The 12,930-nt window shown below is 69.8% G+C and carries 12 protein-coding genes; 5 read left to right on the forward strand and 7 right to left on the reverse strand.

Features of this window, described 5'->3' with window-relative positions; all coding sequences use genetic code 11:
- Nucleotides 1-72: 72 nt before the first annotated feature.
- Genes OHS70_RS07330 through OHS70_RS07345 form a run of 4 tightly spaced genes read left to right on the forward strand, consistent with a single transcriptional unit; the run spans nucleotide 73 to nucleotide 3,663 of the window.
- The gene (locus OHS70_RS07330) at nucleotides 73-1,185 is read left to right on the forward strand and encodes an aliphatic sulfonate ABC transporter substrate-binding protein (protein ID WP_328394878.1); all 1,113 of its coding nucleotides are present in this window, start codon (nucleotides 73-75) and stop codon (nucleotides 1,183-1,185) included.
- Between the two features lie 30 nt (nucleotides 1,186-1,215).
- On the forward strand, nucleotides 1,216-2,019 hold the full coding sequence (locus OHS70_RS07335) for an ABC transporter ATP-binding protein (protein ID WP_443062576.1): 804 nt from the start codon (nucleotides 1,216-1,218) through the stop codon (nucleotides 2,017-2,019).
- Complete coding sequence (locus OHS70_RS07340; RefSeq protein ID WP_328394882.1) at nucleotides 2,006-2,890, forward strand: ABC transporter permease; 885 nt, start codon at nucleotides 2,006-2,008, stop codon at nucleotides 2,888-2,890. The genes OHS70_RS07335 and OHS70_RS07340 overlap by 14 nt, the downstream gene beginning before the upstream one ends.
- An 8-nt stretch (nucleotides 2,891-2,898) precedes the next feature.
- Nucleotides 2,899-3,663: a sirohydrochlorin chelatase gene (locus OHS70_RS07345; protein WP_328394884.1), complete on the forward strand. Its 765-nt coding sequence runs from the start codon at nucleotides 2,899-2,901 to the stop codon at nucleotides 3,661-3,663.
- A 49-nt stretch (nucleotides 3,664-3,712) separates the two neighbouring features.
- On the opposite strand, the gene OHS70_RS07350 is transcribed toward OHS70_RS07345, so the two are convergent.
- The 6 genes from OHS70_RS07350 to OHS70_RS07375 form a co-directional block, all read right to left on the reverse strand.
- The gene (locus tag OHS70_RS07350; RefSeq protein ID WP_328394886.1) at nucleotides 3,713-4,819 is read right to left on the reverse strand and encodes a serine hydrolase domain-containing protein; all 1,107 of its coding nucleotides are present in this window, start codon (nucleotides 4,817-4,819) and stop codon (nucleotides 3,713-3,715) included.
- Nucleotides 4,820-5,011: 192 nt separating this feature from the next.
- Nucleotides 5,012-5,596, reverse strand: coding sequence for a TIGR03086 family metal-binding protein (locus OHS70_RS07355; protein WP_328394888.1), 585 nt, complete (start codon nucleotides 5,594-5,596; stop codon nucleotides 5,012-5,014).
- A 78-nt stretch (nucleotides 5,597-5,674) separates the two neighbouring features.
- Nucleotides 5,675-6,295: a mycothiol-dependent nitroreductase Rv2466c family protein gene (locus OHS70_RS07360; protein ID WP_328394890.1), complete on the reverse strand. Its 621-nt coding sequence runs from the start codon at nucleotides 6,293-6,295 to the stop codon at nucleotides 5,675-5,677.
- 86 nt (nucleotides 6,296-6,381) lie between these two features.
- Entirely contained in the window at nucleotides 6,382-6,798 is a 417-nt protein-coding gene (locus OHS70_RS07365) for a nuclear transport factor 2 family protein (protein ID WP_328394892.1), read from the reverse strand.
- Nucleotides 6,791-7,339: a DUF1697 domain-containing protein gene (locus OHS70_RS07370; protein ID WP_328394894.1), complete on the reverse strand. Its 549-nt coding sequence runs from the start codon at nucleotides 7,337-7,339 to the stop codon at nucleotides 6,791-6,793. The genes OHS70_RS07365 and OHS70_RS07370 overlap by 8 nt, the downstream gene beginning before the upstream one ends.
- Nucleotides 7,340-7,402: 63 nt before the next feature.
- Nucleotides 7,403-8,602: a S8 family peptidase gene (locus OHS70_RS07375; RefSeq protein ID WP_328394895.1), complete on the reverse strand. Its 1,200-nt coding sequence runs from the start codon at nucleotides 8,600-8,602 to the stop codon at nucleotides 7,403-7,405.
- A 462-nt stretch (nucleotides 8,603-9,064) separates the two neighbouring features.
- Between OHS70_RS07375 and OHS70_RS07380 the strand changes: the two genes are divergently transcribed.
- Nucleotides 9,065-11,332 carry an MMPL family transporter gene (locus tag OHS70_RS07380; RefSeq protein ID WP_328394897.1) on the forward strand — a complete coding sequence of 756 codons (2,268 nt, stop codon included), beginning with the start codon at nucleotides 9,065-9,067 and terminating at the stop codon, nucleotides 11,330-11,332.
- Nucleotides 11,333-11,607: 275 nt separating this feature from the next.
- Here the strand turns inward: OHS70_RS07380 and mgt are convergent, their stop codons facing one another.
- Nucleotides 11,608-12,807 (reverse strand): macrolide-inactivating glycosyltransferase, encoded by a 1,200-nt coding sequence (mgt, locus tag OHS70_RS07385; protein WP_328394899.1) that lies wholly within the window; start codon nucleotides 12,805-12,807, stop codon nucleotides 11,608-11,610.
- Nucleotides 12,808-12,930 lie beyond the last annotated feature (123 nt).

The raw sequence follows: 12,930 nt of genomic DNA on the forward strand, positions 1-12,930 counted from the left end.
GCCGAAAACACGCCGACTTCCCGGCCACGCCGTAAGAGCGTGACCGCCGGGCCAACGAGAGGACAGCCTCCCGTGCCTGCCACCCGTACCACCCTGCGCCGCAGCCTCGCCGCAGCAGCCGCCCTGCCCCTGCTGGCCGTGGCGCTCACCGCCTGCGGCTACGGCTCCGAGGCCAAGGACAACGACAAGGTCGCCCCCGCCGCCAAGGGTGAGAAGATCGGCGGCCTCGACGAGGTGAAGATCGGTTACTTCGCCAACGTCACCCATGCCACGGCCCTGGTCGGCCTCCAGGAAGGCCTGATCCAGAAGGAGCTCGGCGGCACCGAGATCAAGCCGCAGGTCTTCAACGCAGGCCCGTCCGAGATCGAGGCCCTCAACGCCGGCGCCATCGACATCGGCTGGATCGGCCCCTCCCCCTCGATCAACGGCTTCACGAAGTCGGACGGCCAGAACCTGCGCATCATCTCCGGTTCGGCCTCCGGCGGTGTCTCGCTGGTCGTCAACTCCGAGAAGATCAAGTCCCTGGACGACCTCAAGGGCAAGCGCATCGCCACCCCGCAGCTCGGCAACACCCAGGACGTGGCGCTGCTCAACTACCTGTCGGAGAAGGGCCTGAAGGTCGACGCCAACACCGGCAAGGGGGATGTCACGGTCGTCCGCCAGGACAACAAGGAGATCCCCGCCTCCTTCGAGTCCGGCGCGCTGGACGGCGCCTGGGTGCCCGAGCCCACCGCGTCCAAGCTGGTCGCGGGCGGCGGCAAGGTGCTGCTCGACGAGAAGACGCTGTGGAAGGACGGCAAGTTCGTCATCACGAACGTGATCGTCTCCCAGAAGTTCCTCAAGGAGCACCCGGATGTCGTCGAGGCCGTGCTGCGCGGCTCGGTGAAGACCAACGCGTGGATCGCCGCCAACCCCGACAAGGCCAAGGCCTCGGTCAACAGCAGGCTGAAGGCGGACTCCGGCAAGGAGCTGCCCGCCGAGGTGCTCGACCCGGCGTTCAAGAACGTCGAGATCATCAACGACCCGCTCGCCTCGACGCTGCGCGACGAGGCCGGTCACGCGGTCAAGGCCGGTCTGCTCGAGGACCCGCTGCTCGAGGGCATCTATGACCTGACGCTGCTCAACAAGGTGCTGAAGGCAGAGGGACAGCCCACCGTCGCCGACGCCGGCCTCGGCGTCAAGTAACCGCAGCCATCGCCGTAACGCCCTCAGGAGGTGAGACTCATGGCAACCACTCTCGTCAAGCAGGCCACAGCGGTCGCCGACACGGTGCCGTATGCCGCACGTCTCGACCATGTGTCGAAGTCGTTCGGCCGGGCCGGTGCCCAGCAGTTGGTGCTGGACGATGTCAGCATCGATGTCGGTCCCGGTGAGTTCGTGACCCTCCTGGGGGCTTCCGGCTGCGGGAAGTCCACGCTGCTCAATCTCGTCGCAGGGCTCGACCTGCCGTCCGCCGGGGCCATCGAGGTACCCGGCGGGCGTCCGGCCCTGATGTTCCAGGAGCATGCGCTCTTCCCCTGGCTCACCGCGGGCAAGAACATCGAACTCGCCCTGAAGATGCGGGGCATGGCCAAGTCGGACCGGCGCGACGAGGCGGAGCGGCTGCTCGAACTCGTACGGCTGCGGGGCGCGTACGGCAAGCGGGTGCACGAGCTCTCGGGCGGTATGCGGCAGCGTGTCGCGCTCGCCCGCGCGCTCGCCCAGGACAGCCAGCTCCTGCTGATGGACGAGCCGTTCGCCGCGCTCGACGCCATCACGCGCGATGTGCTGCACGAGGAGCTGACGCGTATCTGGTCCGAGACCAGCATCTCGGTCCTCTTCGTCACCCACAACGTCCGTGAGGCCGTACGCCTCGCGGAGCGCGTCGTGCTCCTGTCGTCGCGGCCGGGGCGCATCGCCCGCGAGTGGCAGATCGACATCCCGCAGCCGCGCCGGATCGAGGACTCCGCGGTGGCGGAGCTCTCCGTCGAGATCACCGAACAGTTGCGTGGGGAGATCCGCCGCCATGGCCAGCACTGACACCACCGCGAAGCATGATCTGGCCGGGCTCGAAGCCGGCCTGGACGCGCTCGACACGGCACCGGCTGCCGAACGGGTGTCCGTCGGCAGCATCCTGCTCTCCAAGATCGTTCCGCCGCTGATCGCGGTCGTCCTGGTCATCACGGTCTGGCAGTTCGCCGCCGCCTCCGATCTCAAGCCGGACTACGTCCTGCCCGGGCCGGTGGACGTCTGGCACTCCATTTCGCAGATGTGGCTCGACGGCACCCTCCTCGGCTACATCTGGACCAGCCTCTCGCGCGGCGCCCTCGGCTTCGCCGTCTCCGTCGCCATCGGTACGCCGCTCGGTCTGCTGGTCGCACGGGTCAGGCCGGTGCGGGCGGCGATCGGCCCGATCCTGTCGGGTCTGCAGTCCCTGCCCTCGGTGGCGTGGGTCCCGGCCGCGATCATCTGGTTCGGGCTGACGGACGCGACGATCTACGCCGTGGTCCTGCTCGGAGCCGTACCGTCCATCGCCAACGGCCTGGTGGCGGGCGTCGACCAGATCCCGCCGCTGTATCTGCGCGCGGGCCGCACCATCGGCGCAACCGGGATCAACGGCATCCGGCATGTCCTGCTCCCTGCCGCGCTGCCCGGCTATCTGGCCGGACTCAAGCAGGGCTGGGCATTCTCCTGGCGCTCGCTGATGGCGGCCGAACTGATCGCCAACTCGCCCGACCTCGGGACGGGTCTCGGCCAGCTGATGGAGAACTTCCGTACCTACAGCGACATGTCGGGTGTGCTCGCCACGATCATCCTGATCCTGATCGTCGGCATCGGCATCGACCTCCTGTTCTTCTCGCCCCTGGAACGCCGCGTCCTGCGCAGCCGCGGCCTCCTCGTCAAGAGCTGAGTTCCACCATGCACGGCCCCGTCCTCCTCGTCATCGCCCACGGCAGCCGCGATCCGCGGCACGCGGCGACCGTCCACGCCCTCACCCGGCACGTGCGGTCGCTGCGGCCGGGGCTGCGCGTGTCGACGGCGTTCCTCGACTTCAACGCGCCCTCCGTGCCGCAGGTCCTGGAGCGGATGGCGAACGACGGCGTACAGGACGTGGTGGCACTGCCGCTGCTGCTGACACGGGCCTTTCACGCCAAGGCCGACATCCCGACCGTCCTCGACTCCGCACGGGCCAGGCACCCCCGCCTGCGCATCCGCCAGGCCGGGGTGCTGGGCCCGTCCCCCCTGCTGCTGGGCGCGGTGGAGCGCCGGCTGTACGAGGCGGGCCTCGCCCCTGCCGACCGGGGCTCCACCGGCCTGGTCCTGGCAGCGGCGGGTTCCACCGACCCGGAGGCGATCGCAGTGATCGCTGAAACGGCGCGGGAGCTGCGGCACACCGGTTGGTGCGCCGTGCGGCCTGCGTTCGCCTCCGCATCTCTTCCCCGTACCGAGGACGCCGTACGAGAGCTGCGCGCCACGGGCGTGCACCGCGTGGCGGTCGCCCCCTACGTGATCGCCCCGGGCCGCCTTCCCGACCGCATCGCGGCCGGAGCGCACGAGGCGGACGCCGATGTCCTGGCGGATGTGCTGGGTCCCTCCCCCGAACTGGCGCGGTTGCTGGTCGCGCGGTTCGACGAGGCGGCGCGGACACGGCAGGACCGGCCGGCGCTCTCGGTCAGCGCCTGACCAAAAGCACCTGTGCCGGCGAGCCTGTGCTGCCATGTGACCCGTGGGATCAGGCGCGCAGACCAGTGAGCCCGTCGTACGCGGCCGTGACGATCTCCAGTCCCCGATTGTCGTCCGCCGGTTCGCGCATCTGATGTGTCACGTACGCCACTGCCATACGGGCGTCAGGATCGATCATGACCAGTGAGCCGCCCCAACCGCCCCACCCGTAGGTGTTGCCGAAGAGTCCGTAGCCCAGACCCCAGCGCATCGGCATGCCCAGGACGCGGTCATCGCCGTGGAACTGCTCCTCCCGGGCACGGTCACAACCCGCCTGCGACAGCAGCCGCGCGCCCCGCACCGATCCTCCGCAGGCCATCACGGACTGGACGAGGGCGACCGAGCGGGCGTTGCCGAGCCCGTTCGCCGCAGGGATCTGCGCACGGCGCCAGGCCACGCTGTTCCCGTCGTGGACCCGAATCGGGGTCCCGGCGGCGTGAGTCGCGCCGCCGGCGGGGGCACTCGCGGCGTAGCCGTCGTCCCGGGACTGTGGCGGGATCGTGAGCGCCACCCGGTGGTCGTGCTCGGCGGGCAGACCGATGTGGAAGTCCGCGCCCAGCGGGCCGGCAACCTCGTCGGCGAAGAACGCGCCCGGAGTCCGGCCGGTGATGCGGCGTACGACCTCGCCCACGAGGAATCCCTGGGTGAGCGAGTGGTATCCGGCCTCGCTGCCCGGCTCCCATTGCGGAGCCTGCGCCGCCAGTCGTGCCGTGGCGGACGTCCAGTCGTACAGCTCCGCCACCGGCCCGTCCCAGTCGGGCAGGCCGGCTGTGTGCGCGAGCAGGTGGCGTACCAGCACCTTCTCTTTGCCCGCCGCGGCGAACTCCGGCCAGTACCGGGCGACCGGCGCGGCCAGGTCGAGTTCGCCACGGTCGGCGAGAACCAGCGCGCACAGCGCGGTCATCGTCTTGGTGACGGACCAGACGTTGACGATCGTGTCGCGCTGCCACGGGATCGTACGGTCGGCGTCGGTGAATCCGCCCCAGACGTCCACCACCGGCCGGCCGTCCACGAAGACGGCCACCGAGCCACCGGCGTCTCCCTCGTCCAGCAGTGCCGCCAGCGCGCCGGGCACGGCAGTGAACAGATCATCGTATGAGCCCTGAATGTCCGCCATGTGGAGCATCTAGCCAGCTTGGGGTGACGCGAGGCAACTGAATTCCCGGCCCGCCAGGGGCGGCTGCCCCTCAGTGGCTTCCGGTGCAGGGGCGCTGCCGGTCGGGCACGACGCCCCTCGGTTCGTCCCGAAAGGGGTACTTGGCTCGACCCCCGTCCCGGCCGGCCCTTACTGCCCCGTCCGGCCGGCCGTTCAGGCGGTCCAGCCCGGGTCACGTCCCGTGGCGGCCAGTGCGCGCCGGAAGGCCGGGGCCGAGTCCGGGGCGGGGACGGGTGTGGCGAAGCCGTCGTACTGGCGGTAGACGTCGGCGTGCTGCTCGACGACGGCGAGGACCAGCGCGCCCGCACCGTCGGAGATGCGGTGGTCCTGGCCGGTGGCGCGGGCGAGGTCCCAGCCGTGGACCGCGAGTTCCTTGGTGATGAGGGAGGCGATCTCCGCCGCGGGCATCGTCGTGAAGCCGAGGTCCACCTCTCCCTCCCAGACCACCGGATCGGACCAGGCGGTGAGGGCCCGGTCCAGCTGAGCCGCGTACCGGGCGGCCCAGTCGGTGTCGGCGGTGAAGTCACGGGACGCGAGCGCATCGGGCAGTGGCTTGCGCAGGGCGCGGTGTTCCAGTCCGTGGGAGGTGTAGAGGACGAGGTGGTTGGCGAGGCCTCGGACGTCCCAGTCCGTGCAGGGTGTCGGCGCGGGAAGCCGCCCGGCTGCGACGCCGTGGGCGATGCGGGCGGCCTCGGCGGCGCACTCGGTCAGATGAGGGTACACGGTGTCCTTGTCCATGCCCGGGACGCTATGCCCGGGCAGAGACCGCGTTCTTGAACAAACGCGACAGGTTCCGGCGCGGGAGCTCCTCGCGCGTCAGTCGAAGGTCAGACTGCCGGTGCGGGTGCGCTTGAGTTCGAACAGGTCGGGATGGCCCGCAAGGACGCGGAAGCTGTCGAAGAGGCGTACGGCCTCCTGGCCGCGCGGGATCGAGTTGAGTACGGGGCCGAACCAGACCGCGCCGTCGACATGGATGGTCGGCGTGCCCACATAGCCGCCGGCGGCCGGGTCCTTGCCCGCGTCGTGGCTGCGGCGCACCGCCTCGTCGTAGGCGTCCTCGTGCGCCGCGGCGGCGAGGGCGGCGGGCAGGCCGACCTCGGCCAGGGACTGGGCGACGACCTCGTCGAAGTCCGTGTTCTTGTCACGGTGGATCCGGGTGCCGAGGGCGGTGTAGAGATCCCGCAGCACGTGCTCGCCGTGCTGTTGCGCCGCCGCGGCCACCACCCGTACAGGGCCGATCGAGCGGTCTACCAACTCGCGGTACCAGTCGGGCAGTTCATTGCCGATGTTGTGCAGATACAGGCTCATCACACGGAAGCGCAGATCGAGGTCGCGCGCCTGCTCGACTTCCAGGATCCAGCGCGAGGTGATCCATGCGAAGGGACAGGCGGGGTCGAAGTAGAAGTCGACGATGGCAGAAGGCCCGGGTGCGGTCATACGGCGACCCTAGGCCGGAAGTGTCACATCACCGCGGGCCACATGAGCACTGGTTCAGTGGGCCACTTGTGGTCGCTGAGGCCGCCCTATCCGTCAGCGAGCCCGTGGTTGTCGTGCGTGGCGATCGGGCCCTCGTCGCCGAAGCGCGTGCCCTGATGGAAGTAGAGCAGCCAGGTGCTGCCGGTCAGCCGCCACAGCGAGCTGCGGTGCGCGTGCTGCGCCCCCGACTCGGTGTCGAAGGTCAGATGGACGACATCGGGGGCGAGCTGTACGCCGCTCATCCGTGACGTCGTGATCGTCCGCGGCGTGGGCGCGCCCCGCGCGGTGAGCGCGGCGATGACCGAATCCCGGTCCCACAGCCGCCCCGAGGTGCCGATCTCCAGGAAGTCCGGGTGCAGCAGTTCCGCCAGCTGCTCGGCCGAGGAGCGCACCGTCGGGTCGAGCAGGCGGAACTCCGCCTCCATCGCGGCACTGACGGCGTCCGTGGACGAGGGATCAGTCACGGGTCATCTCCACCAGTTTGACGACGGTGTTCCAGTTGCGGGTGGTGGCGACGACGCCCTTGAACAGGCCGGGCCGGCCGAGGGCCTCCGCGAGCTTGGAGCGGCCGAGGCCGTCCGGCGCGTACAGATACAGCACCCGGTCGCCCGGCCGGAACGCCTCCGGCAGGAAGGCGGCGGGGTCGACCGAGGCCAGCCGCCCGGAGCCGGCCTGCTCCGAGAGGTAGGTGACATGCAACTGCTTGGCCTCCAGCTCGTCGGCCGGGAAGGGACAGTTGTCGACGACCGCCTTCAGGTAGGAGCCGCTGCGCACCAGGGTGTCGACATGGAACCCGAATGCCTGCTCGATGGCGCGCTCCAGGCCGTCGGCGAGCTCCTGCTCGTCCTCGCCTGCGCTGCTGAAGGCGACATTGCCGCTCTGCAGATGACTGACGACGTCGGTGTGGCCCAACTCCTCGACCAAGGCCCGGAGTTCGGCCATAGGGACCTTGTTGTGTCCGCCCACGTTGATGCCGCGCAGCAGTGCCGCATGCCTCGTCGTCATGTGCCAACGATAGGGCGGCTGCCATGCCCCGTGGGGGAGGGCACGGCAGCCGCGAGAAGTCGGTTACTCGACGACCTTCAGAAGCTTGTTGGGCGTGCCCGCGCTCGGGTTGGTGATCTTGTCGGGCGTGGCGCCCCCGGTGAGGGCCTCGGCGACCTGCTCCGGGGTGGCCTCCTGGTGGCCGGCCAGATAGACCGCGGCGGCGCCGACGACGTGCGGGGTCGCCATGGAGGTCCCGGAGATGGTCTTGGTGCCCTCGTCACTGTCGTTCCAGGCCGAGGTGATGTCCGACCCCGGCGCGTAGATGTCCACGACCTCGCCGAAGTTGGAGAAGTCCGACTGTCCGTCCTCCTTGGTGGAGGAGGCGACGGTGAGGGCTTCCTTCACCCGGGCCGGCGAGCCCTGACCGGCGTCCGAGGACTCGTTGCCGGCGGCGACACCGAAGGTGACACCGGCCGCGATGGCCTTGCGGACGGCCTCGTCGAGGGCCTCGTCGACACCGCCGCCGAGGCTCATGTTGGCGACCGACGGGCCCTGGTGGTTCTTGGTGACCCAGTCGATGCCGGCGACGACCTGCTCGGTGGTGCCGGAGCCGTTGTCGTCGAGCACGCGGACGGCGACGATCTTCGCCTTCTTGGCGACGCCGTGCGCGGCACCGGCTATGGTGCCGGCGACATGCGTGCCGTGGCCGTTGCCGTCGTCGGCGGAGTCGTCGTTGTCCACGGCGTCGAAGCCGTGCGAAGCACGGCCCTCGAAGTCCTTGTGGGAGACGCGGACACCGGTGTCGATGACGTAGGCGGTGACGCCCTCGCCCGCGGCGTCCGGGTAGGTGTACTTGCTGTCACCCGCGGTGTCGGCCTGGTCGATCCGGTCGAGGCCCCAGGACGGCGGGTTGTCCTGGGTGGCGTTGATGGAGAACTTCTTGTTCTGGACGACCTTGGCGACGGCCGGGTCGGCAGCGAGACGCTTGGCCTCGGTCTCCGAAAGCCCGCTCGCGGAGAAGCCGTTGACGGCGGAGCTGTAGCTGCGCTTCAGCGTGCCGCCGTACTCCGTGGCCAGATCCTTCTTGTCGGCCTTCTCGTCCAGCAGCACGATGTAGCTGCCCGTGACCGCACCTTCGGCGTTGGCGCCGTAGATCTTGCCCTCGGCGGGCGCCGCTGCGCCTGCGAACGAGGTGTTGAGAAGCGTGACTCCGGCTGCGGCAGCGACGGCGGTGATGGCCGCGGTCAGCTTGATCCTGCTCGAGCGCTTGTGAGTTGCCATGAAGAGGGGACTCCTCGTCATCATTTTGTGGGGGGAATGCCCCCGCGGACGCAAATCTTGCGGGGACTGGTTCGAAACCCTGACCGATTGACGCGCCCAGATCAAGACCTTCATGCAGCTGTGACTTACTCAACAAGCTTTCGCAATAAGAAACCGGCCAGGTCGCCGCAGACCGGACGCCACCCCCAACCGCCTTTACATGTAAGGGGCTTCGATCCTTCTTGCCGGGGATGCACGCCCTCCGAAAGGAGGAGATACCCACCGTCCGGGTCACCGGCCAGCAGGAGGAGAAGTCCGAATCCTGCCTCTAACTTCATAGAGGGCTCTGCGGTTCGAACCGTAGGCGGACCTTCACCAGTTGTCCACAGTCGACATCGCGCCCACACGTACGCAAAGACGCAAACACGCGAAGCCACGCGGTCGCACACACGCACGCAGACGCATGAGGGGACAGGCGGGGACATGGGGAGAGCAGGAGGGGGTCCGCGCGGCATAGCAGCGCGGGCAGGCGGCTGGAGCGCACAACACCGCTGGGCCGCCGTGGGGATCTGGGTGTTGTTCGTCCTGCTCGCCATGGTGGCGGGCTCGGCGGCCGGCCGGGTCGAGCTCAAGGAGACCGATCAGCTCTCGGGCGAGACCACCCAGGCGGCCCGGATCGCCGAGGAGGCCGGCATCGACGAGCCGGCCGGCGAGTCCGTGCTGATGCAGGCGAGGGACGGTTCGGTGAAGGCGACCGACCCCGCCTTCCGTAAGGCCGTCGACGAGGTGATGAAGGCGGTCGAGGACACCGGTGAAGTGACCGCGGTGACCTCGCCGTACGACACCAAGTCCCTTTCCAGGGACGGGCTCAGCGCGCTGGTCCAGTTCGATGTACGCGGCGATCCCGAGACGGCGCACGAGCGGATCGAGCCGGTGCTCGATGCCGTTGCCGGCGTCCAGGACAGGCACAGGGAGCTGCGGATCGAACAGATCGGCGGCGCCAGCATGGGCAAGACCTTCGACGAGGCCACCGGCAAGGACTTCCAGCGCGCCGAGTACTCGGCGGTGCCGGTGGCGTTCGGCATTCTGCTGATCGCCTTCGGCGCTGTGGTGGCTGCGCTGCTGCCGCTGCTGCTCGCCCTCACCGCCATCATGGCGACGATGGGTCTGATGGGCCTCGCCAGCCATCTGATGCCGATGGGCGATTCGGCCAACTCCGTGATGGTGCTGGTGGGTATGGCGGTCGGTGTCGACTACTGCCTGTTCTACCTGCGGCGTGAGCGGGAGGAGCGGGCGGCGGGCCGCGACGGCCGCACGGCGATCCTGATCGCCGCGGCAACCAGCGGCCGGGCCGTCGTCGTCTCGGGTGTGACGGTGTGTGTGGCGATGGCGGGCATGCTCTTCACCGGAATCGGCGAGTTCGAGTCGATGGGTCTGGCTTCGCTGATCGTGGTGGCGGTCGCGATGGTCGGCTCCGTGACCGTGCTGCCCGCGCTGCTGTCGCTTCTGGGCGAGCGGGTGGAGAAGGGACGTATCCCCTTCCTGAACCGCATCAAGCGCGGCGCGAACGGCCGGGGCGGCGAGAGCCGGGTGTGGACCCGGGTGCTCGGCGGTGTGCTCAAGCGGCCGCTGGTCTCGCTGCTCGTCGCGGCGGGTGCGCTGGTGGCGATCGCGCTGCCCGCGGTGGGCATGAAGACCCAGAACCTCACCCTGGACCAGGAGTTCGGCGATTCGCTGCCGATCGTGGCGACCTACGAGCGTCTCAACGAGGCCTTCCCCGGCGGGGCGGATCCGGCCGAGGTCGTCGTCAAGGCCGACGACATCAATGCGGCGCCGGTGCAGCAGGCCATCGCCGACTTCCGTGAGCGCGCGGTGAGTTCCGGTGCGTCCCAGGGACCGGTCGAGGTCGTGAAGCACGACGCACAGAATCTCGCGTTCGTGTACGTGCCCCTGGTCGGCGGCTCCGACCAGGAGCGGGCCGAGAAGAGCCTGACCGTGCTCCGCGACGAGGTGCGGCCGGCAACGCTGGGCAAGGTCGACGGGCTGGAGGCGCCCATCGCGGGTCAGGTCGCCGGTTCGAAGGACTTCAACGACCAGATGGCCGGGGCGGTCGCGCCGGTGTTCGCCTTCGTCGTGGTGTTCGCCTTCGGTCTGATGCTGCTCTCGTTCAGGTCGCTGACGATCGCGGTCACCTCGATCGCCCTCAACCTGCTGTCGGTCGGCGCGGCGTACGGCATCCTGACCGCGGTCTTCCAGCACGGCTGGGGCGCGTCCCTGATCGGCGCCGAGGGCGTGGGCGCGATCATCTCCTGGCTGCCGCTGTTCCTGTTCGTGATCCTGTTCGGTCTGTCGATGGATTACCACGTGTTCGTGGTGTCGCGGATCCGCGAGGCGAAGCTTCAGGGCCGCGGGACCCGCGAGGCGATCACCCATGGCGTGGTGACCACGGCGGGCGTGGTGACGAGCGCGGCGGTCATCATGGTCGCGGTGTTCGCGATCTTCGGCACGCTGTCGATGCAGTCGATGAAGCAGATGGGCATCGGCCTGGCGGCCGCGGTCCTGATCGACGCGACGATCATCAGGGGCGTGCTGCTGCCGGCGGTCATGGCACTGCTGGGAGACCGGAACTGGTACTTCCCGAAGTGGCTGAACTGGCTGCCGGACCTGTCCCACGAGGAGCCGGCGCCGCCCGTGGCGGGCCGTGCCCCGCACCGGGACGACGACGGCCACCGCGAGCCGGTCCGCGTCTGACACTCCACCCGTGCCCCGCCCCGCCCTCCCGGCCGGGCGGGGCACAGCCCTGTTCGCCGGGCCGGGCCCGCAGCGGGAACCTGGCGCCCAGGCACTCCGCAGAACCGCGGCTCGGCGCCGTCGGCCTGCGGGGCGGGGCAAGGAACACCGGCAGACCGCGATCCTCACCCGAACCGGCCGAGGCCCGGCAGCGGTTGGCACGCGAGGTCCTCCGGGGCGCCGGGCAGGCGCGAAGGGGCGGGCCCGAACACCGCGCCGGCCTTGCCCCGGCGGCCTCACCGGGCCAAAAGCTCCGCCTCGATCAGATCCGCCGCTCGTCGCGTACCGCCCTCGGATGCCATGCCCGCCTGGATCGTCGCCAGCCGCGCGGCCACCTCCTTGTCGTCCACGAGTGACACCACCGCCTCCCGCAGCGCGTCCGCCGTCGCCGACTCCGTGTCCAGGCGGCGTGCGACGCCCAGGCCCACCAGCATGTCCGCGTTGCCGAACTGGTCCACGGCCTGGGGGACCGCGACCATCGGGGTCGCCGTGGCGAGTCCCTCCTGGCTGCCGCCCGCGCCCGCGTGGGTGATGAACGCGTCCGCCTGCCGAAGGACCGACAGCTGGGGTACCCAGTCGTGGACCTCGACGCCGGCCGGGACCGCACCGAGCTCGGACGCGTCGACGTACTTGCCGATCTGCAGCACGACATGCCACCCGGGCAGGTCACCGAACGCCTTCACGCACTCGCGGTAGAACGCCGGCTGCTTGGTGAAGGCGGACCCGAGCGACACCAGCACGACCTTCTCGGCGTCCGCCGGCCGCTCCCACTCCCCCTGGCCCGCACGGTCGCCCTGGCAGGCCCCGACGAACGAGTACACCGACTCGTCGACCCGGCCGGCCTGCGGCTGGAGCGCCTTGGGGATCAGGACGACGGCGCGGCGCGGGCGCGCGACGAACCGGTCGGGGTGGGTGTCGATGCCGTTCTCCGCGAGCCAGGCCCCGAAGCGCGCGTAGTACGCCTTGCCGCGCACCGACTCCTTGAGCTCGGCGAACATCGGCTCGGCGACCTCCTCCTCGTACCCCTCCCACGGCACGAGATTGGGCCAGAGAGAGACGGCGGGCACACCCCAGCGGTGGGCGAGCACCGGCGCCGGGTACGCGGTGATGTCGTGGATGACAAGGTCGGGCTCGTCCCCCTCGAACGCCTTGGCCAGCTGAGGCAGCACCTGGACGGCGTCGTCCAGGAACGGCTCGATGTTGTCGATCAGTTCGGTCCCCCAGGCCTCCGGCTCATCGTCCGTCGGCAGGGTGGAGGCGTAGACCACCGGCTCCGCGCCGGTCTCGGCGATCCGGTCCGCGAACGAGGCGGGGATCGCGTAGCTGACGCGATGCCCACGGGCGACGAGCTCCCGTACGACGTCGAGGCTCGGGTTCACGTGCCCGTGGGCGGCGATGGAGAACATGGCGATATGGGCGCGATCGGTGGTCGTCATGACGTCAGCATAAGCGAGACGAGACGTCTCGTCCAATAGATCCCATGCCGTGCACGGCCGTGCGGGAGAGGACGGCGTTCAACGCCCCCTCACCCGCACCCGTTCGAGCGGCAGCGGGGCCGG

Source organism: Streptomyces sp. NBC_00390 (genome assembly GCF_036057275.1).
Lineage (GTDB): Bacteria > Actinomycetota > Actinomycetes > Streptomycetales > Streptomycetaceae > Streptomyces.

Coding starts and splice junctions, on each gene's coding strand:
- OHS70_RS07340 (WP_328394882.1), top strand. CDS start 2,006: ATGGCCAGCACTGACACCACCGCGAAGCATGATCTGGCCGGGCTCGAA.
- OHS70_RS07345 (WP_328394884.1), top strand. CDS start 2,899: ATGCACGGCCCCGTCCTCCTCGTCATCGCCCACGGCAGCCGCGATCCG.
- OHS70_RS07350 (WP_328394886.1), bottom strand. CDS start 4,819: ATGGCGGACATTCAGGGCTCATACGATGATCTGTTCACTGCCGTGCCC.
- OHS70_RS07355 (WP_328394888.1), bottom strand. CDS start 5,596: ATGGACAAGGACACCGTGTACCCTCATCTGACCGAGTGCGCCGCCGAG.
- OHS70_RS07360 (WP_328394890.1), bottom strand. CDS start 6,295: ATGACCGCACCCGGGCCTTCTGCCATCGTCGACTTCTACTTCGACCCC.
- OHS70_RS07370 (WP_328394894.1), bottom strand. CDS start 7,339: ATGACGACGAGGCATGCGGCACTGCTGCGCGGCATCAACGTGGGCGGA.
- OHS70_RS07375 (WP_328394895.1), bottom strand. CDS start 8,602: ATGGCAACTCACAAGCGCTCGAGCAGGATCAAGCTGACCGCGGCCATC.
- OHS70_RS07380 (WP_328394897.1), top strand. CDS start 9,065: ATGGGGAGAGCAGGAGGGGGTCCGCGCGGCATAGCAGCGCGGGCAGGC.
- mgt (WP_328394899.1), bottom strand. CDS start 12,807: ATGACGACCACCGATCGCGCCCATATCGCCATGTTCTCCATCGCCGCC.